This window comes from Neobacillus drentensis, from assembly GCF_036965425.1.
GTDB classification, from domain to species: Bacteria; Bacillota; Bacilli; order Bacillales; family Cytobacillaceae; genus Neobacillus; species Neobacillus drentensis_F.
In genome coordinates this window covers 1-22280 of sequence record NZ_JBALPP010000050.1, presented here as the reverse complement: position 1 = coordinate 22280, position 22280 = coordinate 1, and the positions used below count along the sequence as shown (strand labels likewise).

Below are 22280 nucleotides of genomic sequence, written 5' to 3'. Positions count from 1 at the left end.
CTTGTGTATGACCATGGTCCACCTTCATTTTTAATGTGAAGGCAAAATCGACATTTTTTTCTAAACTCGTATGGAGAATATGTTTGGCTAGTTCTTGTTGTACAGGAATTTTGTATTTCGGCAGCTGCCAGTCGCCCCAGCCTTCGCATTCGCCAATGCCAATCGTAAAGGACGGCATATGGTCGTAGAAATAACTATTAAAATGGTCATCGGAAACCAATACAATCACATCTGCACCAACGCTTTCCAGCCACTTCTTCATTTCTGCTGCTGTTTGAATAAAACGCTGTCCTTTTTCACCGGCGCCCGCTTCATTGGTCATAATCATTGGGCTGTGCGACATCGCTACACCTGCAATAATTTCAGCCATTTTTTCCACTTCCTTTCAAAAATTTACGAGATTAATCGTTTCTCCTCTTCCCGAATACGGCGGTGCCACACAATGGAAAGGCTGCCCTTCAAAAATAAGGGAATCTCTTTTTCACAGTGGAGGGAAGGCCCTTCCGTAACGATTATTTCAGTTTTGATAGAGCTGTGCTCATTTTTCAGTGATACAAAATAGCGTCCTTGAGCAGGAAGAGTATAGTAGGGCTGGAGCCTTAGCAAAATCCCGTCCCAATCACATTTCACTTCATAAGGCTGGCCAAGAAATTCAGGCAGCTCCTCGACATTCCCTGTTAAGAGCCGTTCTCGAATGCATGTGGAACTGATTTTCTCCCCACGGCACTCAACCTTCGCTACTTTTGTGACTTCAATGCGTCCGTCGGAATCCTCCTGCAGCCGGTCCATATGTCCGGCCCCACGGCAGCCATAGGAAAAATCAAAACCCGCTACCGCATGGACTACACCGAAATCAACCAAATATTTGGCAACAAACTGCTCTGGCGATAGAGCAGCAAACGGTTTATCAAATTCCACAATATAAAAAGTATCAACGCCCAGTTCCCGGAGCCGCTCTTCTTTTTCCGCAAGCGGCATTAAGTATTGAATTTGTTTTTTACCGTTCGATATCACCGTTTTCGGATGTGGAAAGAAACTCATAACAGCTAATGGAACCAGTTTTTCACTCGCCTTTTGCAACGCTGTTTTGATGACAGTACAATGGCCATGATGGAGACCGTCAAAACACCCAAGCGCCATAACATTTGGCGTCGCCTTTTTCTGCCAATCAGCCAAATTTTCCCGGTTCAAGTAAATGGTTTTCATTTCAGTCTCCTTTCATGTCCTTAGATTGTGACTGTTTCTAACTTTTCTAATGACAGGTACTTTCCACTGTAAAAAATCAGCGGCTCTGCATCTGAAAGATGAATGTCCGTTACTTTGCCAATGAATAAGGTATGATCTCCTTCCACATGTTCAGCTGAGACTTCACAGGCCACTTGGACAACAGATCCAGGTAAAACCGGCTTGCCATCCAGCCGTTCAAATACTACTTCACGATGTCCCTTCAATTGGCCGGCAAAAATCATAGAAAGCTCCTGCTGGTCGGCTGCTAAGATATTGACGGTGAAAATTTTGCTTTCTTTAATCTTGTTTAGGATCTTTGCTTTTTCACCGATTGAAATAACGACTAGTTTTGGATCAAGCGACACAGACATGAAAGCATTAGCTGTCATCCCGTGGATATCACCCTCCAACTCTGTAGCAATAACAGTTACGCCTGTTGCAAATTTCCCCATTGCTTGACGAAATTGACGATCATCCATTCTATTTACCTCCTAAATTATCAACTTATCCTCTTACTCCTGAATCGAATCCAAATAATTCTTTTCCGTATGCAGCAACAGAATCTTCGTACAATGAAGTCTTATGCGTAGCAACCGCCATAATATCTCGTAAGAACAATTCCATTGGTCCGCCTTTATAAAGAGCGCCGCCGCCAAGTGTTAATAGAGCTCTGACAGCGATATCCACACAAATCTTGATGGCTTTTGTCCGAATGGCAAAGAATTCAGCCGGCTTCGTCACACAGCCATCTTTTTCATAGTTTTCTAATAGATTGATATATTTGTCGATTAACGCTTCCGCTGCATGAAATTCTGTTGTCATTTCTGCTAAAACCCGCTGGCTGCGAGGAGATTCGCTTTCTCTTACACCATCCATTAAGCGAACGCGCTTTTCGGTAAGCACTTTAAACTCCTTAAGAATTCGCTCTGCACCCCCAAGTGCCATGGCAGCAAAGCCAAAATAAAAAGATGGGAAGAATGGTACATGATAAAATGGATAATCCTTGTCATAATCTTCTACTGGAGGTCTTCTTGTGAGCTCGGCCTCATCCAAACGCAAAATCCGCTCCATTGGAACATAAACATTATCAGCAATGACTTGATTACTCCCGGAACCTCTGAGTCCAAATGTATCCCAATTGTTCACCACTTCAACCTCTGAAACCTTCAGCATCGGCAAACAGTAAACAGGTTTTGGATTATCAGGGAATTGGATCATAACGCCAACACCAACCCACTCACTAAAATTGACGCCGCTTACAAAACTCCACTTGCCGCTGATCCGGTAACCGTCGCCATCTTTTTCTGCTTTTCCTAGGGCTGCAAAGATATCGCAGATTAAGCCGCCCTGATTAATAATTTCATCTGCCCCTTTTTCCGGAAGAAAAGATGGCAGCATATTGTGAAGCGGATAAAGGTACGTTAGCCAGGCAGCTGAAATATTATAATTCGCAACCTTTCGGACAATCTTCGCAAACGTTTTCAAATCTACCTGTGGTCCGCCATATTTTTTTGGAAGCATGATCCTCAAAATTTGTGTTTCCCTGATAAGGTTTACGACATTTTCAGAAATGGTCGCATTTTTTTCCGCTTCTTGTGCTTCTTGTTCAGCCAATATTCCAACTTTTTCAGCACCAGCCAATAACTCTTCAATGGTTACATCTTTGTCTTGTAATGCATAGTTTCCCATAATTACACCTCTTTCGATTGCTGTTCATATTTGTTGGGAATCAGATTATCTTGGCACCGCTTACATTAACTACATTTCCCACGTGTTTATGTTGTTTAATCCCTACATCAATAGTGTAGTGAATTTAAAATTTTCAGACTAGGACAAAAACTGTTCATGATTTTTGTATTAATAGACACTTTTTGTTCAATTGGATTAAAAAAGACCAGCCAGTTGATAACCGGTTGGTCTAAAAATAGGATTCTATTCAATATCAAATTCCCCTAAAGCGATTAACGATTTCAGTATCAGTAATAGCTGATGAGCTGCATCGGGGTCGCGCAAATCTTTCTCGAGCATGCTTTCTATCTTATTAATTCGGTGCCGCAAACCGCTCATAGATAAGGCGAGATCATTCATGGTTTGCTCCAGCTTCCCGCCATTTAACAAGAAATTGTATAATGTTTTAAGGAGTTCGATTGTTTTTGAATCCTTTGTATTATATAAAGGTCCAAGCTCTTGTTCTGCCAGCAATCTTATGCCGCTGATATTTTGGGAATTAAGCAGCACGCCAACAATTCCTAACGAACGGAATGGCACCACTTTTTTCCTATTGGCAAGCCTCAAAGCCATGGTTGCTTCTTCATAATGTTTTGAAACCTTTTTAATATCATCACCAACATTGCTAATTCCAAATTTGAAATCACCTTTGGGGTATTTTTTCATCAAATGCCCATGAAATTCTTTCATTACCTTTTCAATCGTGCTATTTTTCACGGTTTCCTTCGTGATAAAAAATAGAATGTTTCCATCCCGCTGCCCAATTAATAAATTATGTTTTTTATTATTAAAATAGCGAAACGTCGTTTCAAATATTTGTTCTTGTAAAAGGAATTCTTCCTCTATTGAACTTTGACTTTTCTTATATTCCATCACAGCAAAATAAAAATGCTGTCCCAGGTCAAGCCCCGTATATTTTCCTCTTTTGATAATTTCACTTTCCGACAGCTTACCGTCTATGATTTGTTCTAAGAAGTTCCCTTTCATTCTTTCAAATGACTCAAATTTTGTCTTTTCATTTAAGAGAACCAGGGAAGCGGCATTAGCCAGACGGTCGAGCAGCAGGTAATCTTCCTCTTGCTGCTCTCTTTGTGTGTTTTCAAAAATAAACGAACAATGGCCTAATACTTCCTTTTGGACAAGAATAGGAGTAATAAGACGTTCTTGGGCATCGGTTTTAATTGTTTTTCTACGAAACTTAGACTCCTTTTCCTTTGGGGCATGTTCTTCTAAATATTGCTCCAAATCTGCTTTTAGTTCAAGATATCTTTCTTCAGATACTCCCGAACAGGCAATGGTCTGAAGGTCGGTTCCTTCAATAATAATCGGAATTTGGACCATGCCGAATACCTTATCAACAATGGTTTGCAAATTGCTTCCGTTAATAATTGCTTCTGTTAATTTTTGCTGAAAATTAGCCAGTCTTGTAACTACTGTTTTCTGCTCCAACAGCTGGTCGTAGGTATATTCGAGTTCTTTTACGATCGGAGTTTCATTGTAATAATGAAGGTCCTCCTCATTATCCGCTTCCCATTCTAATTGCCGTTTAATGATCCAGCGGCACTCAGCATCACCTTTACCCACACATGTTATTTCTTTCGCCAGCAGTCTTTCCCCAAAAACGGTTGACATAAAGCCGCTGGCATAGCCAACAAGCGTATGACAAACCTGGGTCTTTGAGATTCCTAATTGTTTAATATGTTCTTCTGCCTCATAGGAATCAACCCACGTACCGGTTGAAAAGAATGATTTTATTTTCCCCTTTTCATCTAGTTCAAAGGTGCAATCATGCTGACTCCCCCTAATATGGCCGTTCTCGATATGCAGGATAGGGCCAAATTTGATTAAGGATTTCAACGATGTTTCGGTTTGCATAGCTTCTTTGGCATCTTTCTCACCCATCTCCCAGCCAAAATGAAACAGGAATCCCTTGATTCTCTCATTTCCAATGTTCTTAACTAACTGCTGCCTGAGGATTCCTAATGCGGACGAGGCAGTGATAATTTTTCGGTCATCCAGAGCCAGTTCATGACTATGACTTTCTTCAGAAAGTTGAATTCTCATACTAACACCCCCTGTTATCACCAAAATGGAAGCGCAATCATTATTAGGTATTATGAAAAGCGTTATCTATTAAAATGGTAACATATATAAGATGAAATATTAATAGTATCCCAAACTAACAAAAAATGACAGAAAGCCACTTTTGCTCTCTGTCTTGAAAAAAGAATTATTTAGCCCTCCCAGCCAAAAACGTGCGCATAACCTGCTCAGCCGCTTGCTCTAGTAATTCAGCACCACGATTCATCGCATCTTCAAGCGACATCGGGGCGTTAATGATACTGTGCACACTATGGATTCCATGTTGGTAAAGCTGGTCAATACCTTTTCCAATCGAACCTGCCAGAACAAAGACGGGAATCCCCTGTTTCTTAGCTTCCTCTGCTACTCCCATCGGTGTTTTTCCAGAAGCCGTTTGAAAATCGGTTTGACCTTCACCCGTAAACACACACACAGCTCCATTTAGCTTTTCAGCCAGACTAGTGTATTCGATAACGAGATCGATTCCTCTTTTTGTAGCAGCCTGAAAAAATGCTTGGAAAGCTCCACCTATACCACCTGCCGCACCGGCACCTGGCCTGTCATGCAAATGTATTCCCGTTCTAGTTTCAATCAAATCGGCCCAATGTGCTAAATTTTGGTCAAGGATTTCAACCATTTCAGGTGTCGCTCCCTTTTGCGGACCAAACACATGGGAGGCCCCATTTTGCCCGATTAACGGATTTTGAACATCTGTCGCAATTAAAAAGGATGCTTTTGAAATTCGTGAATCAAAATCACAATCCTCAATCACGGAGATTCGCGAAAGTTCATCAGCCCCAAAGCCAATCGGATTTCCCTCTGCATCTAAAAGCTTCATGCCCAGGGCCTGAAGCATGCCAATCCCGCCATCGTTAGTAGCGCTTCCGCCGATAGCTAAAATAAAATTACGGCAGCCGTCGTCTAATGCTTTTTTGATTAATTCTCCTGTCCCAAAAGTGGTCGTCAGCATCGGATTTCGCCTTTCAGGACGGATTAGATTTAATCCTGATGCAGCAGCCATCTCAATGACACAGGTTTTGTTATCCCCAAGAATTCCATATGCTGCATGAACCGGTTCTAGTAATGGCCCTTTCACCACAACTTCAACCATTCGTCCATTGGTCGCAGCCACTAAACTATCTGCTGTGCCTTCTCCTCCATCTGCAACTGGAACTAAAACAGTGTCTGCTTCTGGCAATGCTTTTTTTATGCCTCTTTCAATGGCCCGTGCTGCCTCTGGTGCGGTTAATGACCCTTTAAATGAATCAGGCGCAATGACGATTTTCACGTTATCTCCACCTTCCCCCAACATTATCAACTTAAATTTATTATAATCCTCAAACACTGCTCCTTCATCAGTTATAGCTTGGCTTTGCAGATGAAATAAGAAGACACTATAGGATTTCTGCATTAATATTATTATAATTAAGGTAATTAAATCATCCGAATGGTGGGGGTGTTCTTATCATGGGGAATCAATCTCGATTGCCTGGTACTCCAGCGACTCATGCAAAGCCTAATATTGGAAAGGCGATACTTTGCATGGGGCGGAAATAAATCTAAAAAATCGCCCAGGTAAGTAATATTTCTAATATGTGGCTTTGCACCTTATTTTCTTTCAATTTTAAAAATAAGGGGCTGGCTATCCATGAAATATGTCAATGCAAGCAATATTTTACCTGAACATCTCATTGCGGAAATTCAAAAATATGTACAAGGGGAAACCCTCTATATCCCCAAGCCAGAAACAGCTTACCGAAAATGGGGCAGCTGTTCCGGAGGGAGAAGGTTAATTGATGAGCGAAATGCTTCGATTAAGCGAGCATTTAAAAGCGGTCGCAGTATTGATCAATTAGCAGAAGAGCATTTCCTTTCTATAGAAACCATTAAGAAAATTGTCTATTCACGTAAGTAGCACTGATGTCATTTCAGTGCTTTTTTATGTATGGCTATTTTCGCATAAATTGTTGTTTTTCGTATAAGTTTATCAACCAGTATAACTAGAAGCGTCGTGGCATCTTTTCGTAAGCACTTTTGCGAAAATTGCCTAGAAACTTAGTAAATGAATCTTATTAGGTTCCAAAAGCAACAAAGTTTACGAAAAGAGCCTTATGTATTGTTTGCTTCTCAATCATCTTCACCCTATTAATGAATGTGTCATTCTTTTAAAATAACCATAGTGAGGTGGACTGCATGATGGAAAAATTTATTAAAAACGAACAATTTAATTTTATAAAAAAGCAAGTGGCTTTAATCAAGGACAGCTATAAAAAAAATTCCGACCCTACCGTTATTCGAGCCGTAAAGGAACTGGCGAACGCGAAGATCATAGAACTTTTTCCTTTTATATCACAAGAACAAACAGAAATGCTGGACCTATCAAAAAAGAAAACGGATTTTGAGTTTGACCAATACATTCAAGTGTTGGCTCAGTATCTGCTCCCGTTTCCTCAGGTGACTGAGCAGGAAATTAAAAAGATGTTTCCAAAAGCCAAAAAACTAAAAGTACCTGAGTTAGCGAAGCTCAATCGTGAACAAATAACCTACTTAAGCTGGACGGACATCAGTACGAACAAAAAGTATATTATTTATAAACTAAATGAGAAGATGATAGGAATTGAGTGCAAATATACCTTATTAAGCAAGGATAATGTTTGTTCATTCTGTAATCGTTTTGGTCCGGTAGCCTTTATTTCAACCGTAACAAAAGCCAAAAAGGCTAAAAATCCTGATTACTATAAAGCGATTGGAAACTACATCTGCTTTGATAGTACTGAATGCAACGGAAAAATAACCAACGTGGACTATTTGACGACTTTTTTAAAAGAGTCATTAGGGGAACCTTGCTAAACCTATAGCAAGGTCCTTTTTTCGAGATTCTTCTTCATAAGGTCAGCAATTTGTTGATTTTGTGGATCTGAAGTGTTTTCTAATTGCTGAATAACTAATGCTTGGCGATCCTCAGAATGATTTTGACTTAATTTCGCTTTGCCCTCTATTCTATCAATCATAATTTTAAATCCTACGATTCCCTTACTCATCCCCTCAATGAAATTGGTATCTACATCCTTTAATTGATAGGAACTATCTGGCTTTTCATATTTAGTAACCATCTCTGCCAACGAGCCGAAAAGTTCCTGGCTATCTTCTACTATCTCCATTTCCCCATATACATGAATGGCAACATAATTCCAAGTCGGGACAGCCTGATTGGATTCGTACCAGGACGGAGAAATGTAGCAGTGTGGACCTTGAAAGATAACAAGGATCTTTTGATTTTCGATATCCTTCCACTGACCGTTCGGACGAGCAAAATGACCGTATAATTGCTTCTTTTCTTTGTCTAAAATTAACGGCAGGTGCGTGGCATAAGGCTCCCCATTATGTTGGGAGATCAGGGTAGCAAAGCTGTTTTTTTCAATAAAGTCATAGATTGTTTCTTCATCTTCGATTTTGAAGTGTTTAGGTATATACATTTATTTCGCTCCATTCTTTAAAATCTAGAAAATGATCATTATTAAGGATTGGAACCGTTGGATAGGCATTAAGGCGGCTGCAATGGATGACATCGTCTTCAAAGCCCCGGCCGCGTAATTCCCGGCCGCTTCCACATTCCCAAATCAACTCTTTTAATTTTGGCGCGGCATGTTGGAACGCATAAACACAAACCTCTGCTTCCGGTGACTTTTTGCCTTCTAAATAATTTAGAATCGCACCGGCGCCTAAATAATCTTCGATCGCTGGACGAAGAGTATCTTCATTGTTTTGTACGTCGCTCCATTGTTCTCCGCAAGGGATAACCGTAATACTTGCTCTTGTTTGTTTTCTTAATTGATTAGCTGCAGAGGCAACTGCTTCTGCATTCAGTATGGAACCGATTAATAGTGCAGGAACCATAGAAGCAGCCCAGGTACAAAATGCTCCATTAAGTGAAGATAAAACAAACTTCTTTTTATGATGGTGCTCGTTGAAAGAAACAGGTGAAAGAGAGGGTTGACTTAGCCTAGCGGCTTCAGCTCTTCCTAACAAGTATTTCGCACCAATTTTTCCAGCATATTCTTTTCCATCTAAATTAGGTGGAAATGGATAGATGATGGCACCATTCGTTAATGCGGAAATGACCGTTGATGAAAAGCTAAGAACATCCACGATGATGACAATATCCCCTCTATCCGCAGCTTCTCGTGCCCCCCGCCTTCCCCATTCAACACGACATTCATAAGGAGATTGATCAAACCACATATTCCCCGCCTCTTTTTAGCTTTGACTTTTAATTGTTTTTGCATTTACTTCAGCTTATCATGGGGCCATATTATGTATTCAATTTTGCAAAAGCGATTACCTGTCTTTGCAACATACTTTCTATTAATCTATGTTTTATTATGTATTAGGACAACTTTTAGATTGGAAAAGCGAAAACTGTTTTCATGGGGTTTTCATGAAGACAAGAAGGTAAATGAACGGTGGTTCATTGAACGAAGGAAAGCTATTTTTATCTTTAGGGTAAATGAACAGCAGTTTCATTGACCGAGGAGCACTATTTTTTATCTTTGGGGTAAATGAACAGTGGTTTCATTGACCGAAGGATCCCCATTTTTGTCTTTGAGGTAAATGAACGGCGGTTTCATTGACCGAAGGAGGGCCATTTTTTTCTTTATGGTAAATGAACAGCGGTTTCATTGACCGAAGGATCCCCATTTTTGTCTTTGAGGTAAATGAACGGCGGTTTCATTGACCGAAGGAGTGCTATTTTTATCTTTGGGGTTAATGAACGGCGGTTTCATTGACCGAAGGAGCGCTATTTTTTTCTTTGTGGTAAATGAACAGTTGTTAAATCAAATTCAAATTACGAAAACTGTCCTTATGGGATTTTCATGTGAATAGTGGCACCAACGGAAAATAGTTATTTAAAAAGAAAAGCATAATCATCATGTCATTCAGCTTTCTTGCACTTTTAAAATATCGAAAAAAATGGGAGGACAATAAGGGAAAGCGTAAGAAAAAATACAGCAACGGCCCCCATTTTTTGTTGTTCCTTCCATAAGGTCATGCCAAAACCAAACGTATACATTGCAATAATCAACAAAACGATGATGATGGCTGTATTCAACCGAATCGCCCGCCTTAATGTTTTTTTGTGGTTTTACCGAAATCAACAATTTCGATATCTGAATTCACCTTTATGTCTGCATTAAGAAACGATTTATCCCAATTAAACTTTTTATATTCTGGAATCGTTCCAAAGTATTTTCGGGCATATAAAGCTAATGGAAATGGCACACCTTTTAGTTGGGTCTGAGATTTTTTAAACAGGTCATCATTTACCTTTTTGATATGTTTTGAAATCTGTTTTTTGAGAATTTGCTGGTTTTTTTTCTTTGTGTAGTCGACCATTGACGGATTGGACATAATTTCAATTTTTACCGGTACCGTAATAAAAATTTCGGGCTTCAATCCCTTTAAATTCATTTTTACTTTATTGTCTTCTGTTTTCATGATTCGAGCGGCAAATTGTTTTTTTTCGCCTGAAAAAGGGTCAGGAATATCTATCAATACATCTTTGATGTTTGTTGTATCATCCAAAATATTGACAATCCGTGTTTCTTGTCCTGTCAGCTTGCCAATCATAACACCCTTCTTAAAGACTGCTGCCCCAATAAATTGTGTATCATCAAGCTCGCCTGTAGCACCGACCTGGCCTGCTTGGTACTCATCTTCTCCTTTCACATTAGGATTCTTACCCACTTCAGCGGATGTGTTCATCGCCAAAAAGAGATCGGTTCCTCTTTCATAAGCTGTGAAAAATCGAAAGAGAGTGGAATCTGGAATGAGACCATTATCAACCCCATGTTCGACCATATATTGAAAATATTTATGTGGTCTTGTTTCCATTTTTGGATGGTTTTTTTTAAAATATACCTTTGCCTTTTCTTTAGAAACTGCTAAATAACTATTCAGGCGAATTTCCTTATCTTTTAATACATCGGAAATCATCGCAATAAAGTCTTTTTCTTTAGCAAAGTCCTCTGAAACAACAATGATCTTTAATAGGTCATAACTAATTTTACGAGAGATAATGGCATTAGCCGTCCCTTTCGCTGCAATAAAATCATTGGCATTAAATGAGATAATTTCCCGTGGCTTTTCTGTTGATCCCCCGCCGCCCTGCATACTGCCTACTTCAGGATTGGCAAGAAGCATCGTAACTATGATTTTCCCTTCATGTTGAGAACGGTCAAGACCGAGTCCGATTACATAGGCTTTATCTTCTAATTCTTCTCGATCCCAGCAGCCTGTTAATAAGCAAACAATGGCTAAAAGCCAGAATGCCTTATACCATTTCCTTGTTGTTTGCATGTTTAAATTCTCCTTTTAACCATGCGGTCAGCCACAAAATAATGGAAATCAACGTAAAGGATGGTCCCACTATATTTGTAATAATAGGTTTAATTATTAAACTAACATCAAAAGGGGTTTCAGAAATGCTTCCTATCAATAAATAAAGCGTTGCAAGTGCGGGAATTAAGTATTCATAGTCTTTAATTTTAAATATATGGCAAAACATTTGTACATTAATGTACAAAAATGCTGTGAAACGAATGAATGCCCCCATAATCCAAATGACGAAAAAGAAGATTTCAACATTTGGGAGGTAACTTCCAAGAGAAATATAACGAATTTCTATGTGGAAGGGATAGCCAATTCCGCTTAAGGATGTATCAAACAGGCTGATGAAAACCAGTACAGCAGCAGATATTTGTATACAGACGCATATATAAGCAACCCAAGTGCCCTTTCGAAAATCTTTGGTTGATTGGAAATAAGGAATTAACATGGCAAACAGAAAAAAATCAAGAAAAATATACAGATTTTTTGAGGCGCTCTTTAATATCTCTAATTTTCCTGGACCCCAAAAGGGAAATATTCCTTGAATATTACTATCTTGAAAACTTAATATTAACGCAATAGTCAAGGACAATACGGCATAGTAAACGACCAGATAAGCGGCAGAACCAATATGCTGAATTCCTTTTTTTGCCCCATATGCGCATACAAGCATTAAAATGGAATAAATGATTACGTTAGGAGTTGTCGTGAAATAAAACGTCCTTATAATGTTTGTATACGTCCGTGTATCTATCGAAATGATAGAGGAACTGATAATAAAGATAATAAGGCAGACAATCGATCCAATATATTTACCGAGTAATTTTTGAATAATAGAAAATAGGTTCTGATTTTGATACAGCATCATGGTTTTTACTAATAAGAACAGCGGAATAAAAAAGATTCCAGCGGATATCAACGGAATCATCCATCCAGCACCTTGTACCATACTATACAGAGCAGTTGGTAAATCTCCGGTGGGTTTCATTCCAACCATTAAAATAGCGATCGACACATATTCTCGAATACCTAATTTTCCAGACTGCTGACTCATATTATTTTTATCCCTTTCTTTGTCTTACCAGATCCTTTGGTTTTAAATATCCTGGACGAAACCTTTCTTTAAATGGAACATGACGGACGATTAAGTCCTTTGAAGAAATGGAATGCGGCGTCATCGGAGCAAAGTAAGGAACCCCAAATGACTTTAATGATACTAAATAAAATAAGGCGGCCATAAAAAAAGCAGTGGCACCATAAATGCCCAGAAATCCTGCCACAAGGATAAACAAGAAGCGGGCTAATCGTATCGCGAAATTCATGCTAATATCACTAATAATAAATGAGCTTAAGCCGCTGAGAGCGATGACGATGATTACAATCGGACTTATAATATTCGCCTGGACTGCTGCTTGTCCCAAAATTAAAGCACCGACAATCCCGATGGTAGGGCCGATTGGGGATGGCACTCGTAATCCTGCTTCTCGTATCAGTTCAAATGCCATTTCCATCATTAAGATTTCGATAATGGAGGGAAAGGGAACCCGCTCCCTTGTTCCCGCAATCGCCATTAATAAATCGGGAGGAATCATCCCTACATGATAATTTGTTATGGCAATATAAAGAGAAGAGGTAAAAACGGCGACAAATAAAGCAGCAAACCGCAAAATCCTAATGAAATTTCCATATGGTGTCCGAAGGTAATGATCTTCCGGTGAATGAATTAACGACCAAAAGGTTGCTGGCATGATCAGACAACTGGGTGAGTTGGACATTAACAAAATGATGTGACCTTCTTCAATGTATGAGGCTGCCCGGTCTGGACGCTCGGTATATAATATGGTTGGAAATAAAGATCTTGGCCGTTCTTCTAGATGTTGTTCTAATATACTCAAATCGAGAATCTTATCAGAATCGATGGAGTCTAACCGTTCTTTTATCTTTTGAAGGAGTTCATTATTCACTAAATCTTTTTCATAGACAAGAAACACATCGTTTCTTGAACGTTTCGAAATAACCTTAGACTCAACAATCAGATTTTCATTTTTTATCTTTTTCCGAAGTAAGCCAATATTATCGGCCACTCTTTCGTTAAATGACTCTTTTGCTCCTTTTACGATGATTTCATTATCAGTCTTTTCAATTCCGCGTCCTCGAACTTCCGTTGTCTCAAATATATAACACTGAGAATCGCCATCTATAAAGAGGGCTGTTACTCCACCGCAAATATATTCCGTAATTTCCCCAATGTTAGCAGCCGTTCTTTCCATGGGGTATGAAATGATATCTGAAATATTTCCAGAAGGCACCTGATTTTCAATAAGTTTTTCTACTATGGTTTCCTGAATACTTTTACTGTCTACCATCGTACTAATAAAAATGATAAAGCCACGGCGATTTAGAGAACGAATGGTAAACTCTCGAACCTTAATATCCGTATTTTGCGGATAGCTAAAAATAGATTTAAATGTTGTTAAATTTTGTTCATATTGTGTGGAAATATCTTGTTCTTTTAACTGAATTTCTGATTCATTTGACCTTTCATTATATGGAGGGGTTTTATTGAGCTCATTGAAAAATGTATTAAATAACCTTTTCTTCATAAGGATCCCCCCAATTTTTATATAGTTTTCCATCTTAAGGTACCTTTATGTATCATAATCAAGCACTAAATTGTAATTTTGTTTTCATCTTTATTTAACAGGTCTTTCATATTTTATTAACAATCTAGCGATATAGTATATATAGCGGGGATAGCATGCGTGGCTATCACGGTATTTGGCGAAGGAGGAGCCGATACCTGTAATACATTTAAACCAATCGATGTATAAGTCCCATTGAATCCGAAAAACCTATCTTTGTTTGAGACGAAGATTTAGTTTCTATTTGGTTTTGATGGAGGACAGCTATGGAAAATGTATTTGATTATGAAGATATTCAATTAATACCGGCAAAAAGTGTGGTGAATAGTCGTTCTGAGTGCGATACGACTGTGTCATTAGGCGGGCATACCTTTAAGTTACCTGTAGTTCCAGCAAATATGCAGACAATTATAGACGAGAAAATAGCTAATTACTTAGCGGAAAATGGTTATTTTTATATCATGCATCGTTTTGAACCGGAAAAAAGGATAGATTTTATTAAAGAGATGAAAGAACGCGGATTATTTTCATCTATTAGTGTCGGTGTCAAGGAAGGTGAGTATCATTTTATCCAGCAATTAGCTGATGAACAGCTCACACCTGAATTCATTACCATTGATATTGCTCACGGTCACTCCAATGCTGTAATTAAGATGATTAAGCATATTAAATCCCTCCTGCCTTCTAGTTTTGTGATAGCAGGAAATGTCGGTACTCCAGAAGCAGTAAGGGAATTAGAGAATGCTGGGGCGGATGCGACAAAAGTAGGGATTGGCCCGGGAAAGGTATGTATTACGAAGATAAAAACTGGATTTGGAACTGGAGGCTGGCAATTAGCCGCTCTTCGCTGGTGTGCAAAGGCTGCAAGTAAACCCATTATTGCGGATGGAGGGATTCGCACCAATGGTGATATCGCCAAATCGATTCGATTCGGCGCAGCTATGGTGATGATTGGTTCATTATTTGCCGGACATGAAGAATCTCCCGGAGAAACAATTGAGGACGAAAAGGACGGAAAGCTTTATAAAGAATACTTTGGATCAGCCTCGGAATATCAAAAAGGGGAAAGAAAAAATGTTGAAGGCAAGAGAATTTTAGTAGAGCACAAAGGTTACTTAGCTGATACGCTGAAAGAAATGGAACAAGACCTTCAATCCTCTATTTCCTATGCAGGAGGCAACAAGTTAGAAGCTATCCGGCTTGTCGATTATGTCATTGTGAAAAATTCCATCTTTAACGGTGATAGGGTCTATTAAAAAAGCTTGAGGCATTGTGTCCTCAAGCTTTTTGTTTTTTATGGAATCAGTCTCTATTAACTAAATGCTGATCTTTACTTAAGACTCTCAACCAAGCTCTGAATTTTACTTTCCAATTCCTTTGGTTCATTGGCATAGTTATACAACCCAAGGAAGGTTTGGGTTAAGCCTGGGTTCATCCCAATTAAATGATTGACCATGTGCTGTTCTTCTGTGAAAGGAACGTTTTTAGTGAATTGGCAGGCCATTTCAAATCTCGCCATCATTTTTTCAATCATTTTTTGGTTATACTGTTCCGCCATTTGCTCCCAGTTCTTGGACCAGTCCGCATGATGACTTAAGATTTCTGCCATGATTCTTGCTCCATAAAGGGCATCATGCATTCCTTGGCCAACGGCTGGGTCCTTAAAGGAAAGAGCATCGCCGACTAAGGCCCAGCCTTTGCCCATTCCGTTGTACCAGTCATTGTCATAACCCAATAAACCTTTGACTTGCCCCACAAAGGACGCAGCCTCTAATCGTCTCCGTAGGTCTGTATTTGCAAAACCTACATTCACAAGGGAACGAAAGGCTTCTTCTGGGTTACTTTTAAACCGCTCTACCCATTCCTTGTCTTCAAGCGGAAACATTATTCCGATGACATGCTGCTCATCACTTGTTGGAAAGGCGATAATAAGTTTATCCATCATTTTATAAAATTCTGCGCATCGTTCACCATTTTGGGTGAAGTCTTTCACATAACCAACATAAGAGGCGAAATCGGTAGGAATCGATTTCCACTTCTCACTGTTTACCTTTTTCCGAATCGTCGAATTTCTGCCGTCTGCCCCGATAACTAATTTTGCTGTAAATTGATGGGTTTCTCCGTTATCATCAACTGCTCGGACTCCTGTGACCACTCCCTCCTCTTCAAGTATGTCTTTTACGCGCATCCTTTGAAGAGCAGTGACATTTTCTTGGCTGGCAGCATGATCAAATAAGATTTGATCCAAAAACGTACGACGGATACATAAACAGTTGGTTTCACCCTCTACCTCCGGAAATTCACCATCAATTACTTCATGGTCAAATTGAATGAACGCCCGTTTGTATGTCGGTGTCCCAGTTGCCAAGAGCTTTCCAAGGACTCCTATTTCTTTTAACATAAGCAGTGAATTATTAAAAAAGTTATGCGTAGAAAGAATATCACTTGGAAACTGACTTCGCTCCAAGAGCAGGACCTTAAATCCCTTTTGTGATAGTTCATAAGCAGCCGCTGCGCCCGCAACTCTGCCTCCCACTATAATGACATCATATTGATTTTCCATTTTTGACTTCCCCCTATTACAGCCTTTGCTGAAGATATCCCCATCGTAACAAATCAATGGTTGATATGAATCTAACAAAGGTTATAGAGGGGGTTATATTTTATTAATGGTCTGTGAATCTAGTCATTCATTTTATTCATTTTTTGAATCGCTTCGACTCTCCCTTTTGCCCCGAGCTTGCTGTATATTCGGTTGAGGTGAATTTTCACGGTCCCCTCGGATAAGACGAGCTTAGCGGCGATTTCTTTATTCGATAAGCCCTTGGACAACAATTGAAGAACCTCTAGTTCTCTTGTTGTAAGTGTATGGCCTTTAGACTCATCGTTTTTATCGTATAAACCAACTACTTGAAGAACGGAAGCTAGATATTCTTTCGAGACGACTGTAATTATATCGAGTTGGCTGCGTTTATTTTTTACTTGAAGATATTGTTTAAACAGTGGTTTTGAATCAAAACTCACATCAGAAAAAATCCTTAGGTAACCATACTCTTCACCAAGTTTCAGTGCTTGCGTTAATTGGTTAATGCTTTCAAATGAATTGTCTATCCGCCGGAATACCTCTGCTAGATATAAGTGCGTCTCAATTCTGGTCATGATTCTTCCGCTTTTTTCGGCTTGATTCAAGAGACGCAGCGCCCAATGCTCAGCTTGCCCATACTTCTTTTCTTTCATCAATAATAAAATATAGACAAGAATCTCAAACTCTCTGTTGGGAGGGATTTCTGCCAGTTCCTGAAAACGGCATGTTGCCACCCATTTATCAACCCTTTTCATCTCACCACGAGCAAGCTCAAATTGAATGATTTGTGCTGATAAAAGCTGACTCCAGTAACTGGATTGCAAGTTTAATTCGGTTAAATATGCTTTCGCTAAATGAAGAATCTCAATGGCTTCGTTCTGGTTGATCTTTGCTTTAATAATAATTGCCGGTATATAGGCTCCAACCAAGCGAAAAGACTTTGCCAGCCTGATCGACGTTTCTGCATGTTTAAGAGCTAAATCATCATGATTCTTTTCATAATGAATTTCACTAAACGCCGCACGCTGGTAAGCTGCATAGGCGGTTTCATGGTAATGGTTCTTTTCAATAAAGACATCGTACAGCTGATGGAACTGATATGTCAGATTCATTCTTCCATTCATCCCATAAAAGCCGCGAATGAGAGGCAATTCTCCTGCATTTAGCTCGATTCCATAATCAAGCCAGATTTTCACATCCGGCATTGTTTGCCGTCCTGCTAATTCCATCAACAGCTTTATTGCCAGTTCATAATCCCCCATTAGTAAGGCATTAAAGTTTTCAAGCACCCCTACTTCTTCTTTTAGTCGAATGATCCTTTCGTCTTGTAGTTCTCTTTGTAGAGCGGAATTTATTTTTCCAAGAAAGAGATTAACATTTTCATATTTTCCTGCTAACATTTCTGCCCAAGTTAAGACTATCAAGATGTCAGGCCGTTCGATAAAGGATGAGGGTAGTTGACGCAGCCACTTTTGCAGTGTGGTGACTTCCCTTCTTCTCAATAAGTTCGAGACAATGCCCAAGATTAGGTCAGTGGCCAGCTCATAATTTTCAGCTGTTAAGGCATATTGAATGGCCTCTTCTTTATGTCCATGTTGGATGAACCAGTGACAGGCTTTTTGATGCAGGGATTTGTATTCATTCGGCATTTCCTTTTTAAGATGAGTTGTAAGAAAATCGGCAAAAAGATGATGATATCGATACCAATAAAGCTGGCTATCTAACGGTATGAGAAAAAAGTTTGATTGCTCAATTTTCATTAATATTTCTCTTGAATCAGTGCGATTTGTCACCATATCACATAATTGACTATTCATCCGATGAAGTATGGACGTTTTCATCAAAAATAATTTCAATTCATCAGGCAGTCGCTGAAAAACTTCCTCCATTAAGTAGTCAACGATATATCGATGGCTTCCGTTAAATTGGCTTAGGGTACCCATCTGACCAGAGCGTTCAGAAAGACTTGCCAGTTGGATTCCTGCTATCCAGCCTTCTGTAAGATCTGCTAAAAGCTGCAGGATGGATTCAGTTGGCTGCAAACCTGTTTGTTGGCTCCAGTATGAAGAGGTTTCCTCCTTGGTAAACTTCAGTTCTTGTATGCTAATTTCGTTTATTTGCCCCTTAGCCCGTAATGCCCCAATTGGAAAAGGCGGTTCATTTCGGCTTATTAAACAAATATGTATGTGATTAGGCAGGTATTGTAATAGAAGTGACACTGATTGATGGACTACCGGGTTTTCTATTTGATGGTAGTCATCAAAAATGATAACGAGCTTCCCTGGGGTGTCTATCAGCATATTGATTAAATGAGTCACCAGTTGTTCTGGAGAAAACATTAACGTTGGCTGTGATAATGATTCATGAATTCCTTTCATTCTTGGATCCACATTTACTAATGATGTAAGCAAGTATGTCCAAAACCGCAGTACATCATTATCTCCTTCATCAAGGGATACCCAGCAAGCACTTATGGATTGATGGCGAACCCATTCACTTACAATCGTGGATTTCCCATAACCAGGAGGCGCCGTCACCAACGTAAGTTTACAGTGCAATGTTTGTTCGAACGTTTTATAAAGTCGATCTCGTACTACATGATGGACGGGAGGATAAGGCAGGTGAAATTTAGTGGTCAACAGAAAATTTCGATTAGGAAAGGATTCTCCATTATCCACAGTTGATAAATGATTATTCAACTTACATCCCTCACTTTCGTTGAAATTTCCACCATTACCAATAATATTATTGAATTCTTCAATTCCACTGCTTATTCCTGCCTTTTAAACAATAGCAAAAAGCCGCCAGATGGCAGCTTGATTTGTAAAAGCAGCTTTTTTAAGGTTCCATTCTTAAGAAACGGCTTCACTGTTAACGATTCTAACCTCTTTAAGCTCTGGATGAGCCTTTCTAACAACGGATGGTCTTGCAAGAATCAGAGTGACGACGAGGAACAGGCAAGCCGAGAGAAGAAGTATCCATTGAGCCGGGAAAATATCATACAAAAAGCCGTACAACACCATTCCTAACGGCATTAAGGCCATTGCCATCGTCTCCACTATGGAAAACACGCGCCCTTTAAAATCATCCTCAATCTGCTTTTGCAGCATTACCTGAATAGGAGTATTAACGATGATAATCATAGTCCCTAAAGTAAACATGATAATTAAATAATAAACAAATACTGCGGTGCCAGACATTGAGATGAGGATCGGCAATGCCGCGCCCCCCATGATAATTCCCATTCCGATAAAGGCTCGTTTAGCTAAACGAAACGGAAATTTAACTTCTTTTCTGACGGAAAAATAAACGGACAATACTAGCATTCCGATCGCAAATGCTCCTTGGGTTAAACCAAAGTTCCGAGAACCCATTTTTAATTTCTCAATTAGGATAAAGGAATAACCGACCTCGTAGGCACCAAAGAGGAAATTAATTAACAGTGCCATCCAGATGATGGTGACGATTAATGAATGCTGTTTCAAATAATGAATTCCAGCCTTCATGCTCTGCCACATCGATTCTTTTGCTTCCCCCTTTACCTCCTCCTTCCTGTTGGCAAACAAGGTAAAATTCATCGTTGATTCCAACAAAATGGCAATGATAGATGCGCTCATATAGGTAATAAGGAAAACTGGCATGGATACAGCGCCATAGAGAAGGCCTCCCACAGCCGGACTGGCAATCGCGGCAAAGGAAATCGACATTTGATTCAAAGACATCGCTTTATGAATTCGTTCCTTGTCAACAAGCCCAGTTATCGATGAGGTAAACGCCACTCCCGAAAACATCGAGGTCAGTGACAAAATACAAGAAGTCGTATATACGGCTACCAAGGATAAACCCGATGTTACGGTTACTGTGAGCAGCCCGGCAATGGCCAAGGTTGTCGCTGCTTGCGAGGTAATGGCGATTATTTTTCGCGAATATTTATCCGTTAAGTAGCCAGCAAAGGGAGCTGCAAGGGTACGCGGCAATATATTGCAGATAAGATTGGCGGCAAAACTTGTGGCCGATCCTGTTAGTTGTAAAATATAAAAACTGACGGCAAAGGAATATATTTGTGCTCCAAAGGAAGAAATCAGCTTGCTTATTGTGAATGTCCAGAGATGATACGTGGCTTTTTTTAGCTTTAAACGGTCCTCCATCATCAAACCCACCTCAAAAAGTTTAATTTAATTAAACAAATCATAACATGGCAGCCACTTCCATTTCAAGCAAAAGTTTAATATAATTAAACTTATTAACTATTTTGCCTAGGGAAGTGCTTATTGAAATGTTAGGAGAACGAATTCGGGAAATTAGAAAAAGGAAAAAGATGACGCTTGAAGCGCTTGCCGGCGAGGAACTCACAAAAGGAATGCTTAGTTTAATCGAAAATAATAAAGCAAAGCCTTCAATGGAAAGTTTAGCCTATATCGCAAAACGTCTCGGGGTAGAGGTCACTGAACTTTTAGAAGAGGTAAGTTCGCTGGAATTAAGAGAAGTGTTAGAAAAAGCGGAGAAATTATATAATGTTAAGCTTGATAAATCACCTGAGAGATATCGCCAGATTGCAGCCCTCATTGAACCATATTTAGAGAGCCTCTCAAATGGATATGAGTCTGCCCGATTATTGGATATATATAGCCGAGTTCTTTACCATGACAAAAAAGAGGGCTGGCGGGAGCTTTCCGATCGTGCGGCCATCATGTACGATGAGATGATGCTAACGGCAAAACGGGCTAGTATTGGTATCTTCCGTGCAATCGTGAAATTCCAAGAGCATGATTATTCTGAATCATTATCCATATTGTTGTCAGAGCGGACTGAACTTGAAGCAAACCATGCTTACATCGATCCGATGACCCGTGTGGACCTAGATTACAATGAAGCGATTTTGCACTTCGCTGTCGGAGATTCTGATTCCGCCACATGTGTGATGGAAAGCGCCATTGATTTTTCAAAAGAGCACCGAATCTTCTATCGGATTGATGATTTATATCGTCTTGCTGCAGCACATGGCGAGATGACCCGCGATGAGAAGAAAAAACGGCATTTTACGTTGAAGTTAAAGCAATATGGTGAATTTGCTGATGATACGTTTTCACTTGTGTTTTATGATGTTTTCACGGTTATGTCGCTCATTTCTGAACAGAAAGCTTATGCAGAAGCGTTAGTTATTATTGATGACTATTTATCGGACCCGAAATTAGCGGATAGCTTTGAAGACTTATTTTTCCTTGAAAAAGGAAAAGCCTTCTATGGACTAAAACGATATGAGGAAGCCATTTCATACCTTGAAAAAGCAAAAACAACGAAATGGGCACATCATCCGTTTGATTTGTCGTTAGTATACATTTCCGAGGTGTACAAAGCCCTTTGTTATCACGAACTTGGAAACAGAGATAAAGCCCTCCAAATTTCTTTGGAGGCAGTCGAAAATTATCGGCCGCTCCCGGCTTCGAAGTATAAGGATTTTGCTAATGAAACGTATAGAATTATACAGGAGTCCGGGAAAAATTCATGCTAAAGGATATAAGGAGCTCTTCCTAATTACCTCGGGCCGCACTTTTTCTTGCTGATGGGCATTAGGAGCTCTTCCTAATTACCGCGAGCGGCATTTTTTCTTGCTGATGGGCATTAGGAGC

General features: G+C 39.6%; 19 protein-coding genes. 4 read left to right on the top strand and 15 right to left on the bottom strand.

Going from position 1 to position 22280, the window contains the following annotated elements; translation table 11 throughout:
* The 6 genes from V7161_RS14390 to V7161_RS14365 form a co-directional block, all read right to left on the bottom strand.
* A partial coding sequence (locus V7161_RS14390) for a hypothetical protein (RefSeq protein ID WP_335713683.1) occupies positions 1-370 on the bottom strand: 370 nt, incomplete at its 3' end.
* A 23-nt stretch (positions 371-393) separates the two neighbouring features.
* Positions 394-1206, bottom strand: a complete 813-nt coding sequence (locus V7161_RS14385) for an FAD synthetase family protein (protein WP_335713682.1) — start codon at positions 1204-1206, stop codon at positions 394-396.
* Between the two features lie 20 nt (positions 1207-1226).
* The gene (locus tag V7161_RS14380) at positions 1227-1706 is read right to left on the bottom strand and encodes a flavin reductase family protein (RefSeq protein ID WP_335713681.1); all 480 of its coding nucleotides are present in this window, start codon (positions 1704-1706) and stop codon (positions 1227-1229) included.
* Positions 1707-1731: 25 nt separating this feature from the next.
* A complete protein-coding gene (locus tag V7161_RS14375; protein ID WP_335713680.1) occupies positions 1732-2916 on the bottom strand; it encodes an acyl-CoA dehydrogenase family protein in 1185 nt (394 codons plus the stop codon).
* Positions 2917-3159: 243 nt separating this feature from the next.
* Positions 3160-5019 (bottom strand): XylR N-terminal domain-containing protein, encoded by a 1860-nt coding sequence (locus V7161_RS14370; protein WP_335713679.1) that lies wholly within the window; start codon positions 5017-5019, stop codon positions 3160-3162.
* 166 nt (positions 5020-5185) lie between these two features.
* Positions 5186-6325, bottom strand: a complete 1140-nt coding sequence (locus tag V7161_RS14365; RefSeq protein WP_335713678.1) for a glycerate kinase — start codon at positions 6323-6325, stop codon at positions 5186-5188.
* Positions 6326-6685: 360 nt separating this feature from the next.
* On the opposite strand from V7161_RS14365, the gene V7161_RS14360 reads away from it, so the two are divergent.
* Together V7161_RS14360 and V7161_RS14355 are read left to right on the top strand one after the other, a co-directional pair.
* A complete protein-coding gene (locus tag V7161_RS14360) occupies positions 6686-6952 on the top strand; it encodes a CD3324 family protein (protein ID WP_335713677.1) in 267 nt (88 codons plus the stop codon).
* 281 nt (positions 6953-7233) lie between these two features.
* The gene (locus V7161_RS14355) at positions 7234-7887 is read left to right on the top strand and encodes a FusB/FusC family EF-G-binding protein (protein ID WP_335713676.1); all 654 of its coding nucleotides are present in this window, start codon (positions 7234-7236) and stop codon (positions 7885-7887) included.
* A gap of 2 nt (positions 7888-7889) precedes the next feature.
* Here the strand turns inward: V7161_RS14355 and V7161_RS14350 are convergent, their stop codons facing one another.
* The 6 genes from V7161_RS14350 to V7161_RS14325 form a co-directional block, all read right to left on the bottom strand.
* Positions 7890-8513 carry an FMN-binding negative transcriptional regulator gene (locus V7161_RS14350; protein ID WP_335713675.1) on the bottom strand — a complete coding sequence of 208 codons (624 nt, stop codon included), beginning with the start codon at positions 8511-8513 and terminating at the stop codon, positions 7890-7892.
* A complete protein-coding gene (locus V7161_RS14345; protein WP_335713674.1) occupies positions 8500-9279 on the bottom strand; it encodes a 2-phosphosulfolactate phosphatase in 780 nt (259 codons plus the stop codon). The genes V7161_RS14350 and V7161_RS14345 overlap by 14 nt, the downstream gene beginning before the upstream one ends.
* Positions 9280-9991: 712 nt before the next feature.
* Positions 9992-10147, bottom strand: coding sequence for a hypothetical protein (locus tag V7161_RS14340; protein WP_335713673.1), 156 nt, complete (start codon positions 10145-10147; stop codon positions 9992-9994).
* 14 nt (positions 10148-10161) lie between these two features.
* Entirely contained in the window at positions 10162-11394 is a 1233-nt protein-coding gene (locus V7161_RS14335) for a Ger(x)C family spore germination protein (RefSeq protein WP_335713672.1), read from the bottom strand.
* Positions 11369-12478, bottom strand: a complete 1110-nt coding sequence (locus tag V7161_RS14330; protein ID WP_335713671.1) for a GerAB/ArcD/ProY family transporter — start codon at positions 12476-12478, stop codon at positions 11369-11371. Before V7161_RS14330 ends, V7161_RS14335 begins: the two co-directional genes overlap by 26 nt.
* A gap of 7 nt (positions 12479-12485) precedes the next feature.
* Complete coding sequence (locus V7161_RS14325) at positions 12486-14027, bottom strand: spore germination protein (protein WP_335445899.1); 1542 nt, start codon at positions 14025-14027, stop codon at positions 12486-12488.
* A 305-nt stretch (positions 14028-14332) separates the two neighbouring features.
* On the opposite strand from V7161_RS14325, the gene guaC reads away from it, so the two are divergent.
* Positions 14333-15322 (top strand): GMP reductase, encoded by a 990-nt coding sequence (guaC, locus tag V7161_RS14320; RefSeq protein WP_335445897.1) that lies wholly within the window; start codon positions 14333-14335, stop codon positions 15320-15322.
* Between the two features lie 74 nt (positions 15323-15396).
* Here guaC and V7161_RS14315 read toward each other — a convergent pair whose 3' ends face one another.
* The 3 genes from V7161_RS14315 to V7161_RS14305 form a co-directional block, all read right to left on the bottom strand.
* Positions 15397-16629, bottom strand: a complete 1233-nt coding sequence (locus V7161_RS14315; protein WP_335445895.1) for an NAD(P)/FAD-dependent oxidoreductase — start codon at positions 16627-16629, stop codon at positions 15397-15399.
* Positions 16630-16748: 119 nt separating this feature from the next.
* Entirely contained in the window at positions 16749-19349 is a 2601-nt protein-coding gene (locus V7161_RS14310; protein ID WP_335445893.1) for a LuxR C-terminal-related transcriptional regulator, read from the bottom strand.
* Positions 19350-19502: 153 nt separating this feature from the next.
* Positions 19503-20798, bottom strand: a complete 1296-nt coding sequence (locus tag V7161_RS14305; protein WP_335445891.1) for an MFS transporter — start codon at positions 20796-20798, stop codon at positions 19503-19505.
* Between the two features lie 128 nt (positions 20799-20926).
* Here V7161_RS14305 and V7161_RS14300 point away from each other — a divergent pair, with 128 nt between their 5' ends.
* The gene (locus tag V7161_RS14300) at positions 20927-22162 is read left to right on the top strand and encodes a helix-turn-helix transcriptional regulator (RefSeq protein ID WP_335445890.1); all 1236 of its coding nucleotides are present in this window, start codon (positions 20927-20929) and stop codon (positions 22160-22162) included.
* Positions 22163-22280 lie beyond the last annotated feature (118 nt).

Bases quoted from the DNA above. Each gene is read 5' to 3' on its own strand.
- V7161_RS14385 (WP_335713682.1), bottom strand. From the start codon at position 1,206: ATGAAAACCATTTACTTGAACCGGGAAAATTTGGCTGATTGGCAGAAA.
- V7161_RS14380 (WP_335713681.1), bottom strand. From the start codon at position 1,706: ATGGATGATCGTCAATTTCGTCAAGCAATGGGGAAATTTGCAACAGGC.
- V7161_RS14375 (WP_335713680.1), bottom strand. From the start codon at position 2,916: ATGGGAAACTATGCATTACAAGACAAAGATGTAACCATTGAAGAGTTA.
- V7161_RS14370 (WP_335713679.1), bottom strand. From the start codon at position 5,019: ATGAGAATTCAACTTTCTGAAGAAAGTCATAGTCATGAACTGGCTCTG.
- V7161_RS14360 (WP_335713677.1), top strand. From the start codon at position 6,686: ATGAAATATGTCAATGCAAGCAATATTTTACCTGAACATCTCATTGCG.
- V7161_RS14355 (WP_335713676.1), top strand. From the start codon at position 7,234: ATGGAAAAATTTATTAAAAACGAACAATTTAATTTTATAAAAAAGCAA.
- V7161_RS14350 (WP_335713675.1), bottom strand. From the start codon at position 8,513: ATGTATATACCTAAACACTTCAAAATCGAAGATGAAGAAACAATCTAT.
- V7161_RS14345 (WP_335713674.1), bottom strand. From the start codon at position 9,279: ATGTGGTTTGATCAATCTCCTTATGAATGTCGTGTTGAATGGGGAAGG.
- V7161_RS14335 (WP_335713672.1), bottom strand. From the start codon at position 11,394: ATGCAAACAACAAGGAAATGGTATAAGGCATTCTGGCTTTTAGCCATT.
- V7161_RS14330 (WP_335713671.1), bottom strand. From the start codon at position 12,478: ATGAGTCAGCAGTCTGGAAAATTAGGTATTCGAGAATATGTGTCGATC.
- V7161_RS14325 (WP_335445899.1), bottom strand. From the start codon at position 14,027: ATGAAGAAAAGGTTATTTAATACATTTTTCAATGAGCTCAATAAAACC.
- guaC (WP_335445897.1), top strand. From the start codon at position 14,333: ATGGAAAATGTATTTGATTATGAAGATATTCAATTAATACCGGCAAAA.
- V7161_RS14315 (WP_335445895.1), bottom strand. From the start codon at position 16,629: ATGGAAAATCAATATGATGTCATTATAGTGGGAGGCAGAGTTGCGGGC.
- V7161_RS14305 (WP_335445891.1), bottom strand. From the start codon at position 20,798: ATGGAGGACCGTTTAAAGCTAAAAAAAGCCACGTATCATCTCTGGACA.
- V7161_RS14300 (WP_335445890.1), top strand. From the start codon at position 20,927: ATGTTAGGAGAACGAATTCGGGAAATTAGAAAAAGGAAAAAGATGACG.